We start from the raw sequence: 23862 nt of genomic DNA, 5'->3' as shown, positions 1-23862 counted from the left end.
AGTAGCATGGGCTATGTACATCGGTGATAAATATTTTTTTTAATGAATAAAAATTTATGGCTACTAATTTTAAGTCAGATTTTTGCTTTTACAGCAGCACCGGTAACAGTTTTTTTAAGTGGAATAATTGGATCTCAGTTTAGTCCAGTAAAATCTTTAGCAACTCTTCCGATGGCCTTATCAATTGTAGGTATAGCAATATTTGCAATTTTTGCAGCAAAGGTCATGAGTATAATTGGTCGAAGAGCAGGCTTTATATTTGCGTCAATCATTAGTTCATTGTCATCATTACTTGCTGCTTATTCTATAATTATTGAAAGTTTTATATTGTTTAATTTTGCATGTTTTTTACTTGGAGCAGGAGTAGCGTTTAGTCATCAATATCGTTTTGCAGCTGTTGAAACTGTAAAAAAAGATATGGCACCAAAAGCTATTTCAATAATATTACTAGCAGGAATAGGTTCAGCTTTTATAGGACCAAATGTTGCTAATATAACAAAAGATATTATTGCTGAACATTTGTATGCCGGTTCTTACATCGCACTTGCAGCTTTAACACTCACCTCAATAATTTTCTTATTATTTTATAAAGACGGACATAAACCAAATCGTATTAATAAAAAAACTTCACGTAGCTATCTAGAGTTAATTTCTCAACCAAGATTTTTACAGGCTTTAGTAGCTTCTGCGTTTGCATATGCAGTAATGTCATTTTTAATGACAGCTACACCAATAAGCATGCATGTAATGGAAAAAATAAGCTTAACTAAAACAGGACTTGTAATTCAGCTTCATATCGCAGCAATGTTTTTACCTTCACTGGTTACAGGTAATTTGATTAGAAAATTTGGACATAGTAAAATAATGTATGCTGGTGTTTTTTTATTTTTAATAACAATTTTAACTAGTTTCTTTCACCAAAATTTCACTAATTACTTAATTGCATTAATATTTTTAGGATTTGGTTGGAACTTTTTATTTATATCTGGAACAAGTTTATTAGTTTTATCTTATAGGGAAAACGAAAAATTTAAGGCACAAGGATTTAATGATCTAATAGTTTATTCAATTCAAGCAACTGCAAGTTTATCTGCAGGAGTTTTCTTAACCTTAACAAGTTGGAAAACAATGAATTTAGTTTGTATAATATTTTTAATTTTAATTATTTTGTCAACAATAAGAGCTGATTTTAAAGAGAGAAAGTAAGATGGATTTACTAGCTTATTTTCAACTCAGCTTAGTCGAAATTTATTTTGTAATATTTACCGTATTTGTTGCATCTATTATAAGAGGATTTAATGGCTTTGGCTTTTCAGCAACATGCATCTCAGGTTTTTCTTTTATTCTTCCCGCGATAGAAATAGTTCCAATTATTCTAATACTTGAGGTCATTATTAGTATTTTTATGGTTCCATATATATGGAACAAAATAGATTGGAATTTTGTTGTAAAAATATTATTTGGAATAATTATTGGCTCTCCTGTTGGTATTTATCTATTGAAATATTTAACCCCTGACGTCACACATCTATCTGTCTGTGTACTAATCATATTTTTTTCATTTTTATTAATGAGAGGCTACATAAATCAAAAGATTAATAACAATTATGGAAAATTCTTTACAGGAATAATTTCTGGAACATTAAATGGATTAACTACTTTAGGAGGAATGCCAGTTGCACTATTCTTATTAGTTACAAGTATTCAACCTGCGATAATCAGAGGTTCATTAGCAGCATTATTTTTCTTAACAGATATTTATGCTTTTGCTCTTAGTTTTTTTGCTGGAATTGTAGATGCCACAACTATTTATAGGACCATTCCATTGATTATTATTTTACCAATAGGTGTTTATATTGGTGATAAATTTTTTATTAAAAGTAAAGAGGAGACATATAGAAAAGTTGTTTTTTACTTTCTTATATTCATCTCAATATTTGGGTTTTTTAGGATTATCAGCAATTTTTAGATAAAAAAAACCCCCAGCAATTTTCACTGCTAGGGGTTTTAAAATTAAGATATTAATTATCTTTGTTTAGCATTTTTAAATTTCCCATCTTTGATTTCTTTCTCTAAGAAAGAACCTTCAGCTTCACCAACGTTAGTAAAAGTAACTCCAGTTGCACCTTCATAGTCAACTTTTTTACCATCAGCTAATAAATCTAACCCTTTTTTAAGTTCACCTGGATAAATCTTAGTTCCAGGACCGTTAGCAACATCCATTACATTCTTAGCAATAGAAGCTCTGTCAGCTGATCCACCTGCTTGCATCGCAAGAACGATTAAAGCTGCTGCATCATAAGATTCGCCAGTATAAGGTCCAGACGAGTCGATATCAGCTGCCTTGGCAACAGATGCAAAAGTACCTGCTGTTTTTTCATTCATAGATCCGGGTAATGAACCAAAAGATTTATTTAGATCTTCTCCAAAAGCATCAGTTAATGAGTCACCGATCATACCATCAGATAAGATAAATGTATCAAATGCACCAGAGTCTAAAGAACCTTGAATAATTCCTTTTCCACCTTGGTCTAGGTAACCAATTACTGCTACTGCATCACCACCTGCTGAAGCTAAAGTAGCTACTTCAGATGAGTAGTCTGCTTTCCCATCTTCGTGTGCAGACATAGTTGTTACTTCGATACCATGAGCTTCAACAGATGCTTTATAAACATCAGCCAAACCTTTTCCATAGTCATTGTTAGTGTAAGTAATTGCTACACTTTTGATTCTTCTGTCTTTAGTAATATCAGCTAAAATCTGACCACCTCTAGCATCAGAGGGAGCTGTTCTAAAAAAGAAACCCTTATCATCTAAAGTTGTAAGTCCTGGCGAAGTTGCTGAAGGTGAAATCATTACTACACCATTTGGTACAGCAACATTAGATGCAATAGCACCAGTTACACCTGAACAGTCAGCACCCATAATTGCTGCAACACCTTGTGCAATAACACCTTCCGCTGCTGCTGTTGCTGCTGCTGAATCAACACAAGTTGAGTCTGCTCTTATTACTGAAATATTTGCTCCACCTAAAAGTGAACCCGATTCAGAAGCTTCTTTAAAAGCAAGCTCTGCAGATGCAGCCATAGCTGGTGTTAGAGATTCAATAGGACCAGTAAATCCTAAAATAATACCCATTTTAATTTCTCCACCAGCACCCTTTTTTGCTACTTTAGGGCTTTGTGAAGAATAAACCAATGCACCTATTATAATTATAATAGCAGCAATTATTAATACTTTGTTTTTTGTCATAATTCCTCTTTGATTGTTAACAATTTATAAAAAGCAAATTAAAGCTTATTTGAGGTTATTTTCAATAGGAGAATTATCTAATTTTTTGAAGCTGATAGACTGAAATAATCACAATAGCCCCACCAATAGTACTTAATATCGTTGGAATTTCTCCAAAAATTAAGAAAGTTAGAATTAAACCAAATATTGGAAATAGAGAATAGAAAGGCATAACTTTATTAACTGAATAAAATTTATAGAGATAAAATAAAGAAGTATGAGCAATAACGGAGACAGTTACTCCATTATGAAGCAAAAGAAACCACGTGTTTATATCAATATCTTTTAAATGATTAATTGTATTTCCTTCAGTAAAAATTGAAAATATTAAGATGGTAATAAAGCCTGTAAGTCCCATGATCATATTTGAAAACTTTACATCAACTTCTTTGATGTACCTTGATAACACATTTGCAATCCCATAAAAAAAAGCAGAAATACCACATAAAAAAAGTGCATAAATTTCTCCTTTTAAATTTGGGTCATAACCAATTAGAAAAATTCCAAAAAAAGAAATAAGTATTAGTATACACTGTTTTGTACTAACTTTTTCACCAAGAAAAATTGAGCTTACAAGAATAGCAAAGGGTATTGCTAGTTGAGCTCCAATAATAATAGGAGCAACTAAAGTTGCTTTACCTAATGATAAATTTAAAAAAAATATAACTCCAAAGCCCATAGTTAATGAAAAACCTATTAAAGGAAAAAAATATTTTTTATCTGGGATTTTAAATTTACAAAATGGAATAAGAAAAATAAAAAGTATAAACATTCTTAAGGATCCTGCTAACATGGGAGGTAAGGATGTATTTAAAGCAAGCTTGTTTACTGGATATGAACTTCCAAAAATAAGCATAATAAATAAAACTAAAAAATAATGTTTTGTAGTCAAACAATTAACCCATCGTGAATGGATCACCCATTGGTTTATCTGATGAATTAAACCAAGTAGTTTTAATTCTTGTATATTCTTTTATAGATTCAATTCCAGCCTCTTTACCATAGCCACTATCTTTAATACCACCAAAGGGAGCTGAAGGAGAAATTAACCTATAAGTATTTACAAAAACAATTCCTGCTCTTACTGCCTTGGAAACTCTCATGGCTTTGCCCAAGTTAGAGGTATATATTCCAGAAGATAAGCCATACTGGTTATCATTCATTTGATTAATTGCTTCCTTTTCAGTTTCAAACTTCATCACAGATAAAACTGGTCCAAATAATTCATTTTCAGCACTAGGCAAGTTGTGGTTTTTGCATTCAATTATTGTTGCTGGAAAGTAATATCCTTTATTTGAAATATTAGATCTTTTCCCTCCACACCTTAGCTTTCCACCTTGTTCTATTGTAGCCTTTATAATTTTTTCAATATTCTCTAACTGTTTAAAACTATTTAAAGGACCCATTTGAGTATCAGGATCCATTGGAGCACCTAATTTTATCTTTTCAGCTTTTGCTATTAATTTATTTAAAAATTCATCATAAATTTTTGATTGAATATATAACCTTGAGCCTGCAATGCAGCTTTGTCCACTTGCAGCGAAAATACCAGCTGTTATTCCATTCAATGCATTTTCTTGATCTGCATCATTAAAAAGAACTACGGGACTTTTCCCACCCAATTCCAAGCTTACTTGTGATAAATTTTCTGCAGAATTTCTGACTATATGTCTGGCGGTTTCAGGTCCTCCTGTGAAGGCAATTTTTTCCACCAAATCATGAGTGGTTAAAGCTTTTCCACACGGATCACCTAGCCCTGTAATTACATTTACTACACCCTTAGGCATACCTGATTTTTCAACCAATTTTGCAAACTCTAACAAGGTAACAGGTGCAAGTTCTGAAGCTTTTATTACAACTGTATTACCCATTGCTAGAGCGGGTGCTAATTTTACTGCAGTCAAAAGCATCTGAGAGTTCCAAGGAATTATTGCAGCTATTACACCAATAGGCATTCTTGTTGTAGTAACTTGCATATCTGGTTTATCAATGGGAACAACTGTACCCTCAACTTTATCTGCAAGGCCTGCATAGTAATCATAATATTCAGCTATATAAACGGCTTGAGACTTTATTTCTTTATAAAGCTTTCCAGTATCAATCGTTTCTATCTTACCAAGATGTTCTGCATTTTTTCTAAGTTGATCACCAAGATTTCTTAAAAATTTAGCTCTTTCTTTGGGGTGCAGCTTGGACCAAGAGCCATCAAAAGCTTTTTGTGCTGCTTGTACTGCTTTATTAACATCTTCCTCATTTGCCTCTGGTACAGTTGCCCATACTTCATTAGTTTCAGGGTTTAATGTTTTAATCTCTTTACCTGAAGATGAGTTAACCCATTCTCCATTAATATACATTTTAAATTTTTGTATTTGAGTCATTTAATTACTAATAAAATTTTTAAGTCTTATATTTACATCATCCGCGCACTCTATACTACAAAGATGTTTGCCATTATTTATCTCAATAAAACTTGAATTTATTAAATCATTAGATAAGAATTTTGACATCTCAACTGTTGAACCTAAGTCATCTGATCCTGTCATTACCAGAGTTTTAGTTTTTATATTTTTAATCATATTGATATCGTCTTGATGATAAGTAAATAGTTTATAGGCTTTTAAAAAATTTACATGATCTTCATCTCTTTTTGTTAAGATCTTTATAAATTGATCATAAATTTCTGGATGGTCTTTTAAGTATTGATCTGTGAACCATCTTTTTAGTGCTTGTTTTGAAATAGGTTTATTTAACTTAGCTTGCTCAAACCTTTCTATGACTAAACTTCTTTGTTCCATAGTTCTTCCATATGTAGTTCCAAGCAATGTTAAGGTTTTTAATTTATCCTGAAATTTTGAAGCAAAGTCTAATGCAACTAATGAACCTAGAGAGAATCCAATTAGATTAATCTTATCTATTTTTAAAAATTGTAATAAATCATCTAATTGGTTTGAAAAATCATTCAAAGTAACTTCCTCTTTACTATATGGAGTTCTTCCATGACCTAACAAATCATAAGCAATTATTGAATGATTATTTAGAGATTTAATTTGAGGCTCCCACATTCTATGATCTAGACCAACACCATGAATGAACACTAATGGATCTGTATTATTATCAATAAATGAATAATAATTTTGATTTGAGTCAAAATTTTGAGACATCCAATTACTTAGGGGCTAGTCCCATTTCTTTCATATCTTGATAACGATCTCCTGTTCGTGCATGAGCTCTACCACTCGAGGCTCCACCGATAGCAATAACGATTTCATCATTAAAAGGAGCGTCATGTATAGTAAACTCATGGGTCAAATAATAAGGCCTTAGACCAGAATCTGTTTTATGCATCATTGGAATGGAAATTTTTGATCCAGCAGGACCTCTGGTATTGGTAAAACTTAAATAAGATGTTCCACTAACAGCGTCTCTAAATTTATTTCCAAATCTTAAAGTGTGAATAAATGCTGATGCATGCTCAATTTCACCGTCAAGCCCGACTGTACCAGCTTTTCCATATGCTAAAATTTTTTCAGGTGAGCCAATTTCTTTTATTAACTCAGGAACTAAAATATCACCTAACTTCGGTGCTAAATCTAAAATGATTGGTTTAAGATCATCGACAAAACCTTTTCCACTCCATGGATTTTTAAAAACAGCTGCGACAGAAACAAGTAGAACAGGCTCCTTAGCTTCTTTACCACCTTCAATAAAAGTCTTGTCTACAAATTTTGTAAACTTTCTAAGTTCTAGTTTCATTAACTTGCTTTCTCTATATTTGAATTATCTAAATTAATCTTTGGTATAACTTCATCATTAAACAGCTTTATACTTTTCATGCAAGCCTCATGATCTATTCCAGGAAAATTAGACCAAACCTGGAGATTTTGTAAGTTTAACTCTGATTTTAATTCATTTATTTTATTAACAACATACTCTGGTGTTCCAAATAATAAATTTCTTTTATGTAAAAAATCATAATTAAGTAAGTCCAATTTATGTTTTGTTTCTGGCAGTTCTTCTTCTGGATCCATATGATTACCTAATCCTCTCCAGTGACATACCCACTTCATATAATTGATAATATGTTCACCAGCCATTTTTTCTGCTTCTTCCATGGTTTCAGCAATAAACATGTCTCTAACCAAAGATACACCTTCACCTAGTGGAACATCTCTATTTTCTGCTTTAGATTTTGCATCTTTATAAATTTCAAATCTTTTTTTTAAAGCTTTAACAGTAGGTATCCACATTATTGTATTTAAGCCACTCTGTGCTGCCCATTCAATTGAACGTGCACCGTCAACAACTTGCCATATTGGCGGATGTGGCTCTTGTCTTGGTTTTGGTACAACGCTTATTTTTTTTATTTCATTTGTTTTTATATCTAAAAACTTTTCACTAGGAGGACTCATGTCATGTTGCCAAGTAAAATTTGGTGATGGATAGGTATAAAATTCACCCTTGTGACTAAAAAATTCTTCTGTCCAAGCCTTTTTCATTATTGTTAAAGTCTCGTCAAACAACCTAAAATTTTTAGCTTGATCTTTTAGGTCAGCCTCTTTGTTCATATTGATGGCTTCTCTTCCATAAATTCCTCTTCCAATACCAACATCAACTCTCCCTCCAGACAATTGATCTAGCAAAGCTATATCTTCAGCTAGACGGATAGGATTATGAAACGTAATTACATTGCAAGCTTGACCTATTCTAATTTGTTTTGTTCTGGCGGCAGCATCAGCTCCCATCATTAATGGGTTGGTACAAGATTCCATGCCTTCGTGATTGAAGTGGTGTTCTGTATACCAAATAGAGTCCCAATTATTTTCATCACAGTAAGTAGTGATTTCTTGGGTCTCATTTAATAGCTGATTGTATGGTTTATGATTCCAATTAGTAGTGTTACAAAAATATCCAAATTTCACTCAAACCTCCTTAAATAATTAAATTTAAAGACGACTGATCCCACTTTCGTATTCTTTAGTACCGTTTAAACCTTAAGTAACGACGAGTTATGTACGCTTTTACTAAACTCTAGAACTCCTTATTCAATATATATTTAATCAAAATATTACAGGTAATTTATGAAATTAAACAAGGTTGAGCCAAAATACATTTCAAAAATCGGTCTTATAACGCTAGGTAGCGATTTTAGAATTGAAAAGGATTTTAATAATGTGATCTATGGAAGAGACATTGATCTCTATGTAAATAGAATTCATTGTTATAATCCTCTAACCAATGAAACGTTAGCCAAAATGTCAGATGACATTACTGATGTGACAAAAGATATTTTGCCAGATCAAAAAATAGATTGCGTAGCATATGGCTGCACGTCTGGAACAGTTGCAGCTGGATATGATGTGATAAAAAAAAAAGTAAATTTAGCTAAACCAGAAGCAAAGGTAACAACACCAATAACTGCAGCTATTAAAGCATTAAATAAATTAGGCATTAATAAGATATCTATTTTTACACCTTATACAAAAACAATAAATGATTCTGTAGTTAATTACTTTGAAAAAGAAAACATTAGTATTAATTCTTTAACTTATTTTGATATTGATTCTGATTTAGATATTGGAAAGGTTGATGAGGATCATTTATTTAATGTCTTGTCAAAAATAGATCTTGCAGATAGTGAGGCGTTATTTGTTTCGTGTACGGCTTTACCAGTACTATCTATAATTAACAAGCTAGAAGAAAAATTAAAAAAAGTTGTTCTATCAAGTAATCAAACTTTAATTTGGGATTCTCTTAATGAGATTAATTATAAAGAAAAGATTGACGGTTTTGGAAAATTATTTAATAGTTAAAGTATATGAATTTTAGCAAAGAGGAATACAAAGCAAGATTAAAAAAAGTTCAAAGCTCAATGCAAAAAAAAGGCATAGAACTATTAATCTCTAGTGATACAGCCAATATGAACTATTTAACTGGCTATGATGCTTGGTCATTTTATTATGCTCAAGCTGTAATTGTACATGTGAATGCTGATGAACCATTATGCTGGGTTAGAAAACAAGACTCAGGTGGAGCTTATATAAAAACTTATTTAAAAAATGAAAATATTTTAGTTTATGATGAAAAATATATTCATACTTGGCCAGTGCACCCTTATGATAATTTAGTAGAAATTATAAAAGAGAGAAAATGGGATAAACTTACAATAGGTTTAGAAATGGATAGTCATTATCTTACAGCTTATTGTTATGAAAAAATGAAAGAAGGGCTGCCAAATGTTAAGTTAAAAGATTCTGAAAGATTGGTTAATTGGGCTCGTGTTGTCAAATCTAATGCAGAGATAGAACTTATGAAATCTGCAGCAATAATTTCTCAAAAAGGAATGCAAACAGCAATTGATGTTATAAATCCTGGTGTCAGACAATGCGATGCCGTAGGTGAAATTCAAAAAGCATTATTTTATGGAACTCCAGAATTTGGAGGTGAGTATTCAAGTATTGCAACGCTACTTCCAACAGGAAAAGGTACTTCAGCATCACATTTAACAGCAACACAAGATAAGTTTGTGGAGGGTGAGGCTACAATTATTGAACTTTCAGGGGTATATCAAAGGTACCATTGCCCAATGGCAAGAACAGTTTTACTTGGAAAACCTGATCAAATGAAAATTGATACTATGAATAAAACAAATGAGGCTCTTCAAGCTGGAATAGATGCTGCAAAACCTGGACAAACAGCAGATGATGTCGCTCAAGCTTTTTGGAAAATTCTAGATAAATATGGAATAGAAAAAACCTCAAGAACTGGTTATTCAATAGGAATTGGTTACCCACCTGATTGGGGCGAACATACTCTTAATATATCAAAAGGTGATATGACCATTTTAGAACCAAATGTTACTTTTCATATGATTGCTGTAATGCAATTTGGAGGGTGGGGCGTTGAAGCATCAGAAGCAATACGAATAACTGATAAAGGGTGTGAGTTATTTTGTAATTTTTCAAAAGACCTGCATATTAAGTAATTGAAATAAAAAAAACTTGATAAACAAGCTAACAAATGTTTTAAATCCCTTGGAAAAAATATGGCAAAAAATATAGAATTTGTAAAATTTGACAATGTAGACAAAAGCTATGATGGCAAAATATTAGTTGTTAAAGGATTGAATCTAGATATTGAAGAAGGTGAGTTTGTAACTATGTTGGGACCCTCAGGTTCTGGTAAAACAACTTGTTTAATGATGCTTGCTGGTTTTGAAACTCCAACTCATGGAGAAATTTATCTAGATGGTAAGGTAATTTCAAACATTCCACCTCACAAAAGAGGAATTGGAATGGTATTCCAAAACTATGCTTTATTTCCACACATGACTGTTTATGAAAACTTAGCTTTTCCATTAAGAGTTAGAAATATTCCAAAAGATGAAGCTGATAAAAAAATTGATAAAGCCTTATCAATGGTATCGCTTCATGGTTTTGAAGCAAGAATGCCTATGCAATTATCAGGTGGACAACAACAGCGTGTTGCTGTGGCTAGATCTTTAGTTTTTGATCCACAGGTAGTACTTATGGATGAGCCACTTGGAGCATTAGATAAGAATTTAAGAGAGAGTATGCAATATGAAATTAAACATATTCACGAAAGTATTGGTGTAACAGTAGTTTATGTAACACACGATCAAACTGAAGCGTTAACAATGTCAAACCGTATTGCAGTTTTTAATGATGGTAAGGTTCAACAGTTATCAAGCCCAGATGAATTATATGAGAAACCAGTTAATTCTTTTGTTGCTGAATTTATTGGAGAAAATAATAAATTTTTAGGTCAGGTTGCAGATATTTCAGGTGATAAATGCAAAGTAAAATTAGAAGATGGCACAGAAATTTTAGCAAATCCAGTTGCTGTAAAAGCAAAAGGAGACAAAACTAAAGTTTCACTAAGACCTGAAAGAGCAATTATAGATCCTACAGATAAAATGGATAATAATCATAAAGGTAAAATTGAAGAAATAATTTATCATGGTGATCACACAAGACTTAGAGTTGATTTACTTGGAAACAAAGATTTTATCCTTAAAGTACCAAATAGTACTGCAAGACTAGACCTTAAAAAAGGTAATGTACTTAATATAGGCTGGAACAGTGTTGACTGTAGAGCTTTAGATCCAAAATAAGCTTTAAAAATTTCCTAAATAAATAAAGGCAAATTAGACATAATTGGCTGTTGACTAAACGTACCTATATTGTTTTACTTTCACTTTATAAAATAAAAAACGTTAACGTTAAATAGGAGAGAAAATGAAAAAACTAAGTAAATTATTACTTGCTCTATCTTTTGTACTTTCTATCACGACTTCGGCAATTGCAGTTACTGTAGTGTCTTGGGGTGGTGCTTACACTGAAAGTCAAAAACTAGGGTACGGTGATCCTACGGCTGCTAAATTAGGTATAGCTGTAAACTGGGTAGATTACACAGGTGGATTATCAGAGATTAAAGCTCAAAAAGAAGCTGGAAAAATCACTTGGGACATCATTGATGTATACGCAAAAGATACTATCATTGGTTGTGACGAAGGAATTTTTGTTGAATTCGATTTTGATAAAGACTTCGCACCTGCTCCAGATGGAACTCCTGCAAGTGAAGATTTCTTCACTGGCATGCCTTCTAAATGTGCAGTTGGAAACATCTTGTACTCTTGGAACTATGCTTACAATGACGCAACAATTGGTGACAAAAAACCTACTACACTAAAAGACTTTTTTGACACTAAGAAGTTTCCTGGAAAAAGATCAATTTACAAAGGTGCAATGTCTAACTTAGAAATTGCTATCACTGCAGACGGTGTAAACCCTGGTAAAGGTTCTGACTTAACTTACAGAAAACTTGAAGCTGATGGTGGAATTGACAGAGCAATGAAAATGATTACAGACCTTTGTACTGATCCAAACGGTGGATGTGTATTCTGGAATGCTGGAGCTCAACCGCCTGAATTACTTGCTAACGGTGAAGTAGTAATGGCAACTGGTTGGAATGGTAGATTCTTTAACGCGCAAATGGAAGGAACTCCTCTTGTACAAGTATGGGATGGACAAATTCTTGACTATGAATACTTTGCAATGGTTAAAGGTGGACCTAACGATGCTAACGGTGAAGCTATGAAAGTACTTAGAGAAATGACAAGTACTGAAGGTTTAGCTGGAAGTGCTAAGTATATTGCTTACGCTCCTTGGAGAAAGTCTTCAATCGCTATTATAGATGCTGGAGAGCCATGGTATAAAGATGGTAAAACAAGCATGGTACAACACATGCCTACAGCACCTGCTAATACAAAAAAATATATCCTAATGAATCCTGATTTCTGGGCAGATAACCAAGATGAAATCAATGAGAAATGGGAAGCAATGAAAGCTGGACTATAATTTAGTTTTATAGATTAAGTTTTTATTATAAAATATTAGGGCGGTTACTAAATAACCGCCCTTTTTTTTTAAGAATTTTAAAATATGAGTACAGAAGAAATATTATCATCAGACGGTTTACCTCTAGAGGTCAGCTTAAAGAAAGCTGAAAGAAAAAATAAGTTAAAAGCAGTGATGCTTGTAGCTCCATTATTTTTATTTCTTATAATCACATACGTATTTCCAATAGGCGACATGTTATTTAGAAGTGTCGATGATCGTATGATTACTAAAATGCTGCCAAATACCTTTACAGCGATTGAAAAATGGGATGGTAAAGATTTACCTGATGAACCAGTATATGCAGCACTTTATGAAGATTTAGCATATTTAAAAAAGACTAAAACTTACGGTAAGATTATAGCAAGACTGAATTATGAAAAAGGTGGATTTAGTAGCTTAATTAAAAAAACAGTTAGAAAACTTGGAAAATTTGAAGAAGGTAATTATAAAGAACAGTTTATAAGTGTTCACAAGAGATGGGGCCAACCTGAATATTTGGTTGCTTTAAAGAATGCTGCACCAAATTGGACTTATGCTAAATATCTAAAAGGTGTGGATCTAAAGTTTAATCAAGATGGAAAAATAATTCAACAAGATGAAGATAGAAGAATTCATAAGATACTATGGTTAAGAACTCTCAAAGTTGCTTTTTGGGTAACTATATTTTGTTTCATACTTGCTTATCCAATTTCATACTTATTAGCTACATTGCCTATGAAATATAGTAATTTACTAATGATATGTGTGCTACTTCCATTCTGGACATCACTTCTAGTTAGAACCTCAAGTTGGATGGTTTTACTTCAGCAACAAGGCCCAATTAATGATTTAATTGTATGGCTTGGACTTGCAGCAAACGATAATAGGCCTGAGTTAATGTACAATGTAATTGGAACCTTTGTTGCAATGACTCAAATCTTACTACCTTTTATGGTATTACCACTTTACAGTGTAATGAAAACAATATCTCCAAGCTTAATGAGAGCTGGAAAATCTTTAGGTGGAACACCATTTGTAGCATTTAGAAAAATATATTTTCCATTAACAGTTCCTGGAATTGGTGCTGGATCCTTGTTAGTTTTTATTTTAGCAATAGGTTATTATATAACTCCTGCATTAGTTGGAGGAGCAAGTGGATCCTTAATTAGTAATACGATTGCTTATCATATGAAAAGTTCTTTAGATTGGTCATTTGCAGCTGCATTAGGCACAATGCTGTTGGTCGGTGTCTTAACTATTTACTGGATTTATAATAAATTAGTAGGGATAGATAATATTAAATTAGGATAAATTATGTCATTACCAAATTATACATCATGGAATTATAGAATTTGGCACTACACTTATTTAACTATCTGTGGGTTGGTATTTTTCTTTTTAATTGCACCATTGTTTATAATTTTACCTCTTTCATTTAATGCTGAGCAATACATTCACTTTTCAGCAAAAATGTTAGCACTTGATCCAGATGGTTTTTCTTTAAGATGGTATGAGGACATGATTTATGGAACTAAAAACCCATGGGGACTTGCTGCAAAAAATAGTATTATCATAGCTTTCTTTGCAACTATTGGTTCAACAATTCTTGGAACTGTTGCAGCATTAGGTTTGAGTAGTAGGCATATGCCTTACAAAGCAGCATTCATGGCTTTATTAATATCACCAATGATTGTCCCACTAATTATCTCTGGAACAGCAATATTTTTCTTCATGGCAAAAGTAGGTTTAGCTGCAACACATACAGGAATAATTTTAGCACATATTATTTTAGGAACACCATTTGTAGTTATTACAGTAACAGCAACATTAACGGGTTTTGATCATAGTGTTACAAGAGCTGCTGCAAGTTTGGGAAGTAATCCAGTAAATACTTTTATGAAAATAACATTACCATTAATTTTACCAGGTGTTATTTCTGGAGCACTATTTGCATTTGTAACTTCATTTGATGAAGTGGTAGTTGTATTATTCTTAGCAGGACTAGAAAACACTACTATTCCAATTCAAATGTGGGTTGGCCTAAGAGAGCAGTTAAGCCCAACAATCATGGCAGTAGCAACATGCTTAATCATAATGTCTACATTAATTCTAGTTAGCGCAGAACTTTTAAGAAGAAGATCTGAAAGACTAAGAGGAATTAATAGATAATTTATTTACTAAGTTCATTTTTTTTATTATAAACATCCGTTCAATTTAAAATTTTATGGAAATTAAAAAAGTAGTAGTTATTGGTTCAGGTACTATGGGTAGTGGAATTGCAGCACATTTATGTAATGCAAATATTCCAGTAACTTTGTTAGATTTAAAAACTGAAATAAGCGAGCAAGCACGAGATAAAATTCACAAATCAAGACCTCCACTTTTATTAGATAAGTCCAAAATAAATAACATTAAAGTAGGAAATATTTTAGATAATTTTGGCGAAGTAAAAGAAGCTGACTGGGTAGTAGAAGCTGTTGTTGAAAGAATAGATATCAAGCATGATATTTATAAAAAAATATTTAAGGAGAGAAAAAAAGGTGCAATAGTATCCTCAAACACTTCATCTATACCTATTAAAGTCTTATCCGAACATTTATCAGAAGAAGAAAAAAAAGATTTCTGCATTACACACTTTTTTAATCCAGTTAGATACATGGGGTTATTAGAGATAGTTAAAAATGAGAATAATGATCTAGATAAAATAAACTCTTTGAAAAATTTTTGTGAAACAGAACTTGGAAAAGGTGCAATTATTTGTAATGACACTCCAGGTTTTTTAGGAAATAGAATAGGTGTTTTTGCAATGCAAGTCGCAATGACTGAAGCTTTTAAAATGAAACTGAGCATAGAAGAAGCTGATGCAATTTTTGGAAGACCAATGGGCATACCAAAAACAGGCGTGTTTGGCCTTTATGACTTAATTGGTATTGATTTGATGGCTGATGTTTTAAAAAGTTTTATTAAAGAATTAGGACAAAATGATCCTTTTCAAATAGTTGCAAAAGAAATTCCTTTAGTAAAGACGTTAATTGAAACTGGGTATACTGGCCGAAAAGGCAAGGGTGGGTTTTATAGGGTTAATAAAACTGGTGAAGTTAAAGTTATGGAAGCAATTAATCTTGAAACTGGAGAGTATTCAACAAGTAAAAAGATTAGTATTAAATCAGATAAATTAGATCTTAAAAAATTAATCTCAAGAGAAGATAAGTATGGTGAGTATGCTTGGTCTGTTATTTCTAAGATTGTTAAATATGCTTCGTCTTTAGTTCCATCAATTACAAAAGATTTTAATGATATTGATGAAGCAATGAGATTAGGTTTTAACTGGACTAAAGGTCCATTTGAAATGTTGGAAGAAATTGGAGTAAAAACCTTTTTTGGTAAGATTGATGACATTAAAGGAAATACTTTTTTAGAAAATTTATCTCAAAACAATAATCAAAATTTTTATGGATCTAGACAAAAATATACTGACATTGAAACATTTGGAAAAGCTAAAAAGAAAGCATTAAGTTTGGACGGAAATAGCTCAGCTCAGATATATAGATTTAATGATTATAATATTGTCGAGTTTACTACTAAAGCAAATGCTCTCGATTACGATTCAATGGATGCTTTGAAAAAGGCTACAGATAAACCGTTGATTATAATAAATGAAAGTATGCAATTTTCTGCTGGAGTAAATTTGAGTTATACGATGGATTTTGCAAATAAGAATGATTTTCAATCCATAGAAAAATTTATTAGATATTTTCAAGAAACTTGCAAACATCTCAAGTATTCTAATCATCCAGTTGTTTCTGCACCATCAGGATTAACACTTGGTGGTGGATTTGAAGTTATGGTTCAAAGTAACTTTGTAGCCTCACACACAAATATTGTAGTTGGATTGGTGGAAACAATAGTTGGATTAATACCAGCTGGTGGGGGATGTAAGGAGATGTTAGCAAGATGGCTTGATACAGATGAAGCTAAAAAAGATTCTCATTATGCACCTCTTAAAGTGTTTGATATTATTGGTTATGGAAAAACTGCAACTTCACCAGTTGAGGCAGAACCATTAAAATATTTAAAAACTGAGGACAAAAAAATAATGAATAGAAATAGTTTACTAGAAGTTTCAAAAAAAATCTTAAATGAAAATAAAGAGTTTAAAGCTCCATCAGAAACAGAATTTAAACTACCTGGAAAAGAAGTTTTAATAGAAATGAATAAAATTGTAGAAAAGCTTTATAATGAAAAAATAATTCGTGATCATGGAGTGACTGTTGCAAAAGAATTGGCCCATGTTTTAAGTGGTGGTGACACAACTATTGATAAAATTTTATCGGAAGATGATTTATTTAAATTAGAACTAGATGCATTTATGAGATTAATCGAAACAAAAGAAACTCAAGACAGAATTAAACACACACTTACAACAGGAAAACCTTTAATTAACTAATATCTTTCGTTTTCTTCTTTTTTTAACTCATTTTCAAATATTTCCTCTTTTTTTCTTCTATTACTTCTTCTTTTTTAAATTCTATTATCTTTTCACTTTCCGCTTTTTCTCTAATTAATTGGTCATTAAATTTTTTAATCAATTCTTCTTCTTTTGCTATTTGTTCCTTATCAAATTTCCTTTCCCATTCTTTTATTCTCTCTTCTTCATCTTTAACCCTTTTTTCTTCGAGAATTTTGGCTTGAATTATTTTTTGTTCTCTTAAATTTTCTAATCTTATCTCTTCTTCTTTTAATTGTAATTCTTCCTGAATTTTTCTTTGATTGAGGTCATTTAATCTCAATTCCTTAAGTTCTTCTATTTCTAATTGTTCTTTCAGTCTAAGTTGTTTTTCTTTTTCTCTTAATTCATCACCTTCTTTTAATATTTTTATTTCTTTTTCTCTTAATCTTTCAGCCTCAATTTTTTTTATATTTTGTTCAATTTCTTGGAGTTTTTGGGTTTGATAATTTAATTTATGTTCTTCTTCATTTAATCTTTGCTCATCTTTTTTTTGTTTATCAATTTCAATATTCTTTAATCTTTCTTCCTCATCTTTTATTTTCTGTTTAGCTTCACGGGCATTCTGCCTCTCAAGAGCCATTAATTTATCGTTTTCAATTTTGGCTTCTTGTTGCTCTTGTCTTATTCTTTGCTTTTCAAAAAATTCTAGTCTTAGTTTTTCTTCTTTTAATTTTAAATCATCTTGTCTTGCTTTTTCTTCTTCCTCATCTCTTAGTTTTTGCTCTGCAGCTTTAATTCTTTGAGCTTCAAGTTTAATTGTTTTTCTTTCAATTTGCTGTTGTTGTTTTATAATTTTTATTTTTAATCTTTCTTGTTTCTCTATTTTTTGTTTTTCTTCCTTTATTAGATTTAATTCATTTTGTTTAATTAATCTTATTTCTTCATTTTTTTGTTTTTCTTGTTCTAATTTTTCTTTTTTAAATTCTTTAATTTTTTCTTCTTTTAATAATTTGATTCTATGTAGTTCTTTTTGTTTAGCTCTTTCTTTGAAGTTCTTATACTTTTCTGCTAAAGATAAGGATGTAATTTTCTTAAGAATTTTTAGAGGATTGTCGATTATTTTTTTTTTACTTAAACTTAAGTTTTCTTTGAAAACTTTTTTTAATGTTTTCATAACAAATTAATTTCATCAAAATTTAATTCATTAAAATACTGTAAATATTACTGCAAATTTTAATAAGCTACCAATATCTGAAAAATATAAAAACTTTAGTGACTAAAATGGGTTCAATTTGAGGTTTTATCTTTTATTTATTCAGCATTTTAAAAGAATTAATGAAATCAGGTCTCAATATATACTCTGAGCGTCTTTCATATTTTATTTTTTTTAAGACTTCTAGACCATAAAGAACTTTACCAACAGGTGTATATTCACCTTCAAATAATGGTTCATCTTGTAGAATTATAAAAAATTGACTGTCTTCTGTATCGTTCTTAAATGTTCGGGCTAACCCGACACTGCCTTTGGTGTAATTAAAGCTACTATCGATTTCTGATTTAATTGTACCTAAACCTGATTTTCCAGTACCAATTTTTCCATAATCTAAATTTCCTTTTTTTCCAAACTCTAGGTCACCAGCCTGAATGAGTTTATTTTCAACTACCCTATGAAAAGCAATATTTTTATAAGCATTGGATCTAATTAAAACTATAAATCTTTGAACGGCATTTGGTGAAATATTTGGGTAAAGTTCTATAATTACATTTCCACAAGGTGCATTTAAAATTGCAATATTATTTGGTTTCTTAAATGTAATATCTTTTGGATCAATATCTTTCACAAATAAACATTTATTTTTAACTATAAAATATGTGCAGAAAGTTGTGATACCTAATAAAATTAAAAAAATAAAAATAAATTTTTCTGATTTAGAGGCTTTAATTTTTTTTATCATCAAAAAGTAAAAGAATTATCTATTTGCATTATTTTATTTTCAATATATGAAATTTTATTATTTAAAATAGGATCTGATTTACGAATTTGGTTGATTTCTTTTTTCTTTAAGTAGATCATGTGTGAATAAACTTCTGCCATATCTTCTGAGGCTGTGGACTTAGAGTATTCTGTAAAAAAGCCATTAGTTACTTGATATTTTTCTAAGGATATATTCTTTGTGCATGTAGAGCATTCAGCATATTTAAATTTAGAATTATTAAATTTAACCCACTCTTCTTCGTTAAAAATACTTTTATGTTGAAGATGCATTACATGAAAAACTTCATGATGAATCACTCTTTCAAAGTAATCTTCATTAAATTTAATATCCAATATTAATGTTTTCATTACATTATCTGGAATACCAGCTGTATATAATTCTGAAATTGACAAATTTTCACACATAACAATATACTTGAGGTTAATTCTCTTTAGATAATTGTATGAATATCTACTAAGATTTTTATGAATAATTTTATATTTTTTGCCTAAATCTTTCTTATTTGAATTTGAACAAACGATATTTTTTTGAGTACCTAACCTAAAAGGTCTGGCAGCATAAAAATATTTAAGCTTATTTTTAGTATTTATTTCATAAATCTCTAAGTTGGGTATTTTGATGAGATTATAAATGGTATTGGCTTTTAGTGGGGTAATAAAAATAATTAATAGTAAAATAGCTCTTATTAAGTTCATAATTATAAAGATAGAAGATATTCCATTATCAAAGAATGTGGTACATTTTATTTATAAATGAAAAAAGAAAGAAATAAAAACCCAATTCAACCTGTTAGTGGAACTAAAGTCCCAAGATTTGCTGGACCATCTACATTTGCAAGATTACCAGAATTAAGAGATGTTGAAAGTTGCGATGTAGCAATTGTGGGAATTCCATTTGATGCTGGTACTAGCTATAGACCAGGAGCTAGATTTGGACCAATGAGTATTAGACAGGCATCAAGACATTTAAGAACAAATTATCATCCAAGTTATGATGTTGAACCTTTTAAGGTGCAACAAGTTGCAGATGCTGGAGATATAACTTGTAATCCATTTAGTATCGATGAATCGATAAAACAGATTGAAGCTGGAGCAACAGATTTGTTGAATAAAGTTGGTGGTATAATTAGTCTAGGTGGAGACCATACAATTGCTGTACCATTATTAAGAGCAATTAATAAAAAATGTAATGGACCAGTTGCTTTAGTGCATTTTGATGCACATTTAGATACTTGGGATACATATTTTGGTGCTCCTTATACACACGGAACTCCTTTTAGAAGAGCAAGAGAAGAGGGGTTGTTTTTAGATGATGCTTCAATGCATGTTGGAATTAGAGGTCCTCTTTACAGTAGAGATGATATCAAAAATGATGAAGAATTTGGTTTTAAGATCATTCACTGTGATGAGTTTCAAACACAAGGCACAGATAAAATTGCTGAAAGAATTAGAAAAAGAGTTGGTAGCAATCCACTTTATTTATCTATTGATATAGATGTTTTAGATCCAGCTTTTGCTCCAGGTACAGGTACGCCTGAAATTGCTGGTATGACCACAAGAGAGATGGTTAATGTTCTAAGAGGTTTATCTGGTTTAAATCTTGTTTCTGCTGATGTGGTTGAAGTCTCCCCAGCATATGATCATGCTGAAGTTACTTCATTAGCTGCAGCAACAATTGTTTATGAATTAACAAATTTATTTGCAAAATCATAAAGAAAGGATAGTTTCTCAAAATGCTAGATAAGAAAAATTTTTATATCAATGGTGAATGGGTTTCCCCAAATAAACCAAATGATTTTAACGTAACAGACCCGTCAACTGAAGAAGAATGTGCCGTTATATCTTTAGGTGGAATAGAAGATGTAAATGATGCAGTAAGCGCTGCTACTAAAGCTTTTGAAACATGGGCGTTTTCTTCTAAAGAAGAAAGATTACAATATTTAGAAGCTTTGTATGTTGTTTATAAAAAAAGATGGGTGGATATGGCTAAAGCTATAACCCTTGAAATGGGAGCGCCAATTGATTTTTCAACACAATTACAAGCTGGAACTGGAGCTAGCCATATAAAATCTTATATAAAAGTTTTAAAAGAATATACGTTTGAAGCTAAATTAGGAGAGCATGCTCTTAATAATAATATTCTACATGAACCAAAAGGAGTTTGTGCATTAATTACTCCATGGAATTGGCCGATGAATCAAACTTGTTTAAAAGTAATACCAGCTATCGCTGCAGGTTGTACAATGGTGCTTAAGCCATCTGAAATAGCTCCATTATCATCGATAATTTTAGCAGAAATGATTGACGAAATTAAATTACCAAAAGGTGTATTCAATTTAGTAAATGGAGATGGTGCAGTTACTGGCAATGCATTAACAAGTCACCCAGATGTAAACATGGTTTCATTTACGGGTTCAACTAGAGCAGGTGCTTTAATCTCTCAAAATGCAGCAAGTGATTTTAAAAGAGTTAGCCTTGAACTTGGTGGAAAAGGAGCAAACATTATATTCAAAGATGCAGATGCAGAAGCTGTTGAAAGAGGTGCTCTTAGATGTTTTAGAAATTCGGGACAATCTTGTAATGCTCCAACAAGAATGTTGGTTGAAAAATCAATTTATGCAGATACTGTTGAAAGAGTAAAAAATTTTGCTAACTTAATGAAGGTTGATGTTGCGACAAAAGAAGGTGATCATATTGGACCTGTTGTTTCAAAAGCTCAATTTGATAAAATCCAAGCGTTAATTCAAGTTGGTATTGACGAGGGTGCTAAATTAGTTGCTGGTGGAGTAGGCAAACCAGAAGGATTAGACAAAGGTTATTTTGTTAAACCTACTGCATTTGCAGATGTTAATAACAAAATGCAAATTGCAAGAACAGAAATATTTGGACCAGTTTTATCAATTATACCTTTTGAAACAGAGGAAGAAGCAATCGAAATTGCAAACGATACTCCTTACGGATTGTTAAATTTTATTCAAACTCAAGATCAAGAAAAAGCTAATCGTGTTGCTAGAAAATTAAGATCAGGAATGGTTGATATTAATGGTGCTGGTTTAGCTCCAGACGCTCCTTTTGGTGGATACAAACACTCAGGTATTGGCCGTGAAGCTGGAAAATTGGGTCTAGAAGAATATTTAGAAGTTAAAGTAGTAAGTGGTTGGAACGACTAATTTACAATAGAGTTATCTTTAATTCCCTCAAGTAGATTTAAACATTTTTTTAGTTCATCAAGAATTATGAATTCATCAATTTTATGTGCTTGTTCAATTGAACCTGGACCACATACAACAGTGCTTATTCCTATTTCTTGAAATAATCCAGCTTCTGTCCCAAAAGAAACTACCTCTCTAGTGTTGTCACCAGTAAGACTTGAAACTAATTCACAAGCGTTAGATGTTTCATCTCTATCAAATCCTGTAACCTCACCAATTATATTTTTTCTAATAGAAGAATTTGGAAATATTTTTTTCATATCGGGTAAAAGTATTTCATTAGCATATTTGTCTAATTCTAAATTTAAAAATACACCATCTTCTTTAACCACCGGTCTTGTTTCCCAGTTAACATGACACTTATCTGCAATTACATTGTGTGCTATACCACCAAAAATTCCACCTATTGATAGTGTTGAGTGTGGAGGGTCAAAAATTGAGTCTTTAGGGGCTCTTTTTTTAAGTTCTTCTCTTAATTTTATTAATTTATTTACATATCTAGAAGCATATTCAACAGCACTAACTCCCTTGTGAGGTGCAGAACTATGACCCGCTAATCCTTCAAAATAAGTTGTGTATTCATAACAGCCTTTATGAGCATCTATGATTTTCATATTTGTTGGTTCACCTATAATACAAATACCATCTTTAACTCCTCTTTTTTTTAACTCTTCAATTAAAATTGGAGCTCCTATACAAGCAGTTTCTTCATCAAAGGTATAAGAAAAATGAATATCTCTATCCAAATTAGCATCTGCATAAATTGGAGCAAATGCCAATGTACAAGCAATAAAACCTTTCATATCACAAGCACCTCTTCCAAAGAGTTTGTTATTTTTTATTGTTGCAACAAATGGATCTGTACTCCATCCTTTAGATACTGGAACGACATCCGTATGACCAGATAAAATTATTGGTTTTTTGTCACTTGGTTCTTTAGCTTTCAATGTTGCAAAAAGATTAACTCTTTTTTTTTCATCATCAAAAGTTTTAAATGAAGTTGCACCCAGTTTTTTTAAAATTTCATCACAATAGTTAATCAAAGAGCTGTTATCTTCTCCAGATATTGTTTTAAATGCAATTAAATCAGTTAAAATTTTAACTGAATTATTAAATAATTGATCTGAACTATTTTCTGTACTCATAAATAACATCTATTATATATTAAATATATGAAAGAACAAATAACCTATGATGACTTTGATAAAATAGATATTAGAGTTGGAACCGTAATATCTGTAAAAAAAAATGAAAAAGCACGTAAACCTTCTTTAGTTATTAAAGTAGATTTTGGTAAAGAAATTGGAATTAAACAGTCTTCAGCTCAAATAACTCATTATTATAATGAAGATAATCTAAAGGGCAAACAAGTAGTGGGTATTTGTAACTTTCCTGAAAAAAATATTGCAGGAATAGTTTCACAAGTTCTTATTCTGGGTTCAATTGATAAAGAGGGAAAAGTTATATTAATTCATCCATCTCAAGAATCTGAGAATGGATTACCTATTGCATAAA

General features: G+C 31.3%; 22 protein-coding genes. 12 read left to right on the top strand and 10 right to left on the bottom strand.

From position 1 onward, the window contains the following. Nucleotides 1-42: 42 nt before the first annotated feature. Complete coding sequence (locus ABXT72_RS05370) at nt 43-1206, top strand: MFS transporter (protein ID WP_415277936.1); 1164 nt, start codon at nt 43-45, stop codon at nt 1204-1206. A 1-nt stretch (nt 1207) separates the two neighbouring features. Further along, nucleotides 1208-1969 (top strand): sulfite exporter TauE/SafE family protein, encoded by a 762-nt coding sequence (locus tag ABXT72_RS05365; protein WP_415277935.1) that lies wholly within the window; start codon nt 1208-1210, stop codon nt 1967-1969. A 56-nt stretch (nt 1970-2025) separates the two neighbouring features. On the opposite strand, the gene ABXT72_RS05360 is transcribed toward ABXT72_RS05365, so the two are convergent. The 6 genes from ABXT72_RS05360 to ABXT72_RS05335 all read right to left on the bottom strand — a co-directional run bounded on the left by ABXT72_RS05360 (nt 2026) and on the right by ABXT72_RS05335 (nt 8210). Next, on the bottom strand, nt 2026-3252 hold the full coding sequence (locus ABXT72_RS05360; RefSeq protein ID WP_415277934.1) for an ABC transporter substrate-binding protein: 1227 nt from the start codon (nt 3250-3252) through the stop codon (nt 2026-2028). A gap of 73 nt (nt 3253-3325) precedes the next feature. Further along, nucleotides 3326-4210, bottom strand: a complete 885-nt coding sequence (locus ABXT72_RS05355; RefSeq protein WP_415277933.1) for a DMT family transporter — start codon at nt 4208-4210, stop codon at nt 3326-3328. After that, entirely contained in the window at nt 4188-5669 is a 1482-nt protein-coding gene (locus ABXT72_RS05350) for an aldehyde dehydrogenase (RefSeq protein ID WP_415277932.1), read from the bottom strand. Before ABXT72_RS05350 ends, ABXT72_RS05355 begins: the two co-directional genes overlap by 23 nt. Then, nucleotides 5670-6452 (bottom strand): alpha/beta fold hydrolase, encoded by a 783-nt coding sequence (locus ABXT72_RS05345; RefSeq protein ID WP_415277931.1) that lies wholly within the window; start codon nt 6450-6452, stop codon nt 5670-5672. Nucleotides 6453-6456: 4 nt separating this feature from the next. Then, nucleotides 6457-7044, bottom strand: a complete 588-nt coding sequence (locus tag ABXT72_RS05340; RefSeq protein ID WP_415277930.1) for an amino acid synthesis family protein — start codon at nt 7042-7044, stop codon at nt 6457-6459. Next, on the bottom strand, nt 7044-8210 hold the full coding sequence (locus tag ABXT72_RS05335; RefSeq protein WP_415277929.1) for an LLM class flavin-dependent oxidoreductase: 1167 nt from the start codon (nt 8208-8210) through the stop codon (nt 7044-7046). The genes ABXT72_RS05340 and ABXT72_RS05335 overlap by 1 nt, the downstream gene beginning before the upstream one ends. 159 nt (nt 8211-8369) lie before the next feature. On the opposite strand from ABXT72_RS05335, the gene ABXT72_RS05330 reads away from it, so the two are divergent. From ABXT72_RS05330 to ABXT72_RS05300, 7 genes are all read left to right on the top strand, one after another. Then, a complete protein-coding gene (locus ABXT72_RS05330) occupies nt 8370-9101 on the top strand; it encodes a racemase (RefSeq protein ID WP_415277928.1) in 732 nt (243 codons plus the stop codon). A 5-nt stretch (nt 9102-9106) separates the two neighbouring features. Beyond that, entirely contained in the window at nt 9107-10273 is a 1167-nt protein-coding gene (locus ABXT72_RS05325) for a M24 family metallopeptidase (protein ID WP_415277927.1), read from the top strand. A 60-nt stretch (nt 10274-10333) separates the two neighbouring features. Next, nucleotides 10334-11422 (top strand): ABC transporter ATP-binding protein, encoded by a 1089-nt coding sequence (locus ABXT72_RS05320; protein WP_415277926.1) that lies wholly within the window; start codon nt 10334-10336, stop codon nt 11420-11422. A gap of 124 nt (nt 11423-11546) precedes the next feature. Then, nucleotides 11547-12668 carry an extracellular solute-binding protein gene (locus ABXT72_RS05315; RefSeq protein WP_415277925.1) on the top strand — a complete coding sequence of 374 codons (1122 nt, stop codon included), beginning with the start codon at nt 11547-11549 and terminating at the stop codon, nt 12666-12668. 84 nt (nt 12669-12752) lie between these two features. Next, nucleotides 12753-14000, top strand: a complete 1248-nt coding sequence (locus ABXT72_RS05310) for an ABC transporter permease (protein ID WP_415277924.1) — start codon at nt 12753-12755, stop codon at nt 13998-14000. A gap of 3 nt (nt 14001-14003) precedes the next feature. Next, nucleotides 14004-14858 (top strand): ABC transporter permease, encoded by an 855-nt coding sequence (locus ABXT72_RS05305; RefSeq protein ID WP_415277923.1) that lies wholly within the window; start codon nt 14004-14006, stop codon nt 14856-14858. Between the two features lie 55 nt (nt 14859-14913). Beyond that, nucleotides 14914-17136, top strand: a complete 2223-nt coding sequence (locus ABXT72_RS05300; protein WP_415277922.1) for a 3-hydroxyacyl-CoA dehydrogenase NAD-binding domain-containing protein — start codon at nt 14914-14916, stop codon at nt 17134-17136. A 22-nt stretch (nt 17137-17158) separates the two neighbouring features. Here ABXT72_RS05300 and ABXT72_RS05295 read toward each other — a convergent pair whose 3' ends face one another. The 3 genes from ABXT72_RS05295 to ABXT72_RS05285 all read right to left on the bottom strand — a co-directional run bounded on the left by ABXT72_RS05295 (nt 17159) and on the right by ABXT72_RS05285 (nt 19831). Continuing rightward, nucleotides 17159-18313: a primosomal protein gene (locus tag ABXT72_RS05295; protein WP_415277921.1), complete on the bottom strand. Its 1155-nt coding sequence runs from the start codon at nt 18311-18313 to the stop codon at nt 17159-17161. A gap of 133 nt (nt 18314-18446) precedes the next feature. Beyond that, nucleotides 18447-19094 carry a peptidylprolyl isomerase gene (locus tag ABXT72_RS05290; protein ID WP_415277920.1) on the bottom strand — a complete coding sequence of 216 codons (648 nt, stop codon included), beginning with the start codon at nt 19092-19094 and terminating at the stop codon, nt 18447-18449. Further along, complete coding sequence (locus ABXT72_RS05285; RefSeq protein ID WP_415277919.1) at nt 19094-19831, bottom strand: putative zinc-binding metallopeptidase; 738 nt, start codon at nt 19829-19831, stop codon at nt 19094-19096. The genes ABXT72_RS05290 and ABXT72_RS05285 overlap by 1 nt, the downstream gene beginning before the upstream one ends. 57 nt (nt 19832-19888) lie before the next feature. Between ABXT72_RS05285 and speB the strand changes: the two genes are divergently transcribed. Both speB and ABXT72_RS05275 read left to right on the top strand, forming a co-directional pair. After that, the gene (gene speB, locus ABXT72_RS05280; RefSeq protein WP_415277918.1) at nt 19889-20848 is read left to right on the top strand and encodes an agmatinase; all 960 of its coding nucleotides are present in this window, start codon (nt 19889-19891) and stop codon (nt 20846-20848) included. 20 nt (nt 20849-20868) lie between these two features. After that, complete coding sequence (locus ABXT72_RS05275; RefSeq protein WP_415277917.1) at nt 20869-22305, top strand: aldehyde dehydrogenase family protein; 1437 nt, start codon at nt 20869-20871, stop codon at nt 22303-22305. On the opposite strand, the gene argE is transcribed toward ABXT72_RS05275, so the two are convergent. Beyond that, nucleotides 22302-23492 carry an acetylornithine deacetylase gene (gene argE / locus ABXT72_RS05270; protein WP_415277916.1) on the bottom strand — a complete coding sequence of 397 codons (1191 nt, stop codon included), beginning with the start codon at nt 23490-23492 and terminating at the stop codon, nt 22302-22304. The two genes, ABXT72_RS05275 and argE, sit on opposite strands and share 4 nt — an antisense overlap. A gap of 27 nt (nt 23493-23519) precedes the next feature. Here argE and ABXT72_RS05265 point away from each other — a divergent pair, with 27 nt between their 5' ends. Then, entirely contained in the window at nt 23520-23861 is a 342-nt protein-coding gene (locus ABXT72_RS05265) for a tRNA-binding protein (protein WP_415277915.1), read from the top strand. Nucleotide 23862 lies beyond the last annotated feature (1 nt).

The sequence above is a fragment of the Candidatus Pelagibacter sp. Uisw_094 genome (assembly GCF_047729535.1).
In the GTDB taxonomy this organism is placed as follows: domain Bacteria; phylum Pseudomonadota; class Alphaproteobacteria; order Pelagibacterales; family Pelagibacteraceae; genus Pelagibacter.
This window is presented reverse-complemented; position numbering and strand designations above follow the sequence as displayed.

What these genes read in the sequence shown, in the direction of transcription:
- ABXT72_RS05320 (WP_415277926.1), top strand. Translation starts at nt 10,334, where the DNA reads ATGGCAAAAAATATAGAATTTGTAAAATTTGACAATGTAGACAAAAGC.
- ABXT72_RS05305 (WP_415277923.1), top strand. Translation starts at nt 14,004, where the DNA reads ATGTCATTACCAAATTATACATCATGGAATTATAGAATTTGGCACTAC.
- ABXT72_RS05300 (WP_415277922.1), top strand. Translation starts at nt 14,914, where the DNA reads ATGGAAATTAAAAAAGTAGTAGTTATTGGTTCAGGTACTATGGGTAGT.
- ABXT72_RS05350 (WP_415277932.1), bottom strand. Translation starts at nt 5,669, where the DNA reads ATGACTCAAATACAAAAATTTAAAATGTATATTAATGGAGAATGGGTT.
- ABXT72_RS05325 (WP_415277927.1), top strand. Translation starts at nt 9,107, where the DNA reads ATGAATTTTAGCAAAGAGGAATACAAAGCAAGATTAAAAAAAGTTCAA.
- ABXT72_RS05295 (WP_415277921.1), bottom strand. Translation starts at nt 18,313, where the DNA reads ATGAAAACATTAAAAAAAGTTTTCAAAGAAAACTTAAGTTTAAGTAAA.
- ABXT72_RS05290 (WP_415277920.1), bottom strand. Translation starts at nt 19,094, where the DNA reads ATGATAAAAAAAATTAAAGCCTCTAAATCAGAAAAATTTATTTTTATT.
- ABXT72_RS05370 (WP_415277936.1), top strand. Translation starts at nt 43, where the DNA reads ATGAATAAAAATTTATGGCTACTAATTTTAAGTCAGATTTTTGCTTTT.
- ABXT72_RS05285 (WP_415277919.1), bottom strand. Translation starts at nt 19,831, where the DNA reads ATGAACTTAATAAGAGCTATTTTACTATTAATTATTTTTATTACCCCA.
- ABXT72_RS05330 (WP_415277928.1), top strand. Translation starts at nt 8,370, where the DNA reads ATGAAATTAAACAAGGTTGAGCCAAAATACATTTCAAAAATCGGTCTT.
- ABXT72_RS05310 (WP_415277924.1), top strand. Translation starts at nt 12,753, where the DNA reads ATGAGTACAGAAGAAATATTATCATCAGACGGTTTACCTCTAGAGGTC.
- ABXT72_RS05365 (WP_415277935.1), top strand. Translation starts at nt 1,208, where the DNA reads ATGGATTTACTAGCTTATTTTCAACTCAGCTTAGTCGAAATTTATTTT.
- speB (WP_415277918.1), top strand. Translation starts at nt 19,889, where the DNA reads ATGAAAAAAGAAAGAAATAAAAACCCAATTCAACCTGTTAGTGGAACT.
- argE (WP_415277916.1), bottom strand. Translation starts at nt 23,492, where the DNA reads ATGAGTACAGAAAATAGTTCAGATCAATTATTTAATAATTCAGTTAAA.
- ABXT72_RS05345 (WP_415277931.1), bottom strand. Translation starts at nt 6,452, where the DNA reads ATGTCTCAAAATTTTGACTCAAATCAAAATTATTATTCATTTATTGAT.
- ABXT72_RS05340 (WP_415277930.1), bottom strand. Translation starts at nt 7,044, where the DNA reads ATGAAACTAGAACTTAGAAAGTTTACAAAATTTGTAGACAAGACTTTT.
- ABXT72_RS05360 (WP_415277934.1), bottom strand. Translation starts at nt 3,252, where the DNA reads ATGACAAAAAACAAAGTATTAATAATTGCTGCTATTATAATTATAATA.
- ABXT72_RS05275 (WP_415277917.1), top strand. Translation starts at nt 20,869, where the DNA reads ATGCTAGATAAGAAAAATTTTTATATCAATGGTGAATGGGTTTCCCCA.
- ABXT72_RS05265 (WP_415277915.1), top strand. Translation starts at nt 23,520, where the DNA reads ATGAAAGAACAAATAACCTATGATGACTTTGATAAAATAGATATTAGA.
- ABXT72_RS05315 (WP_415277925.1), top strand. Translation starts at nt 11,547, where the DNA reads ATGAAAAAACTAAGTAAATTATTACTTGCTCTATCTTTTGTACTTTCT.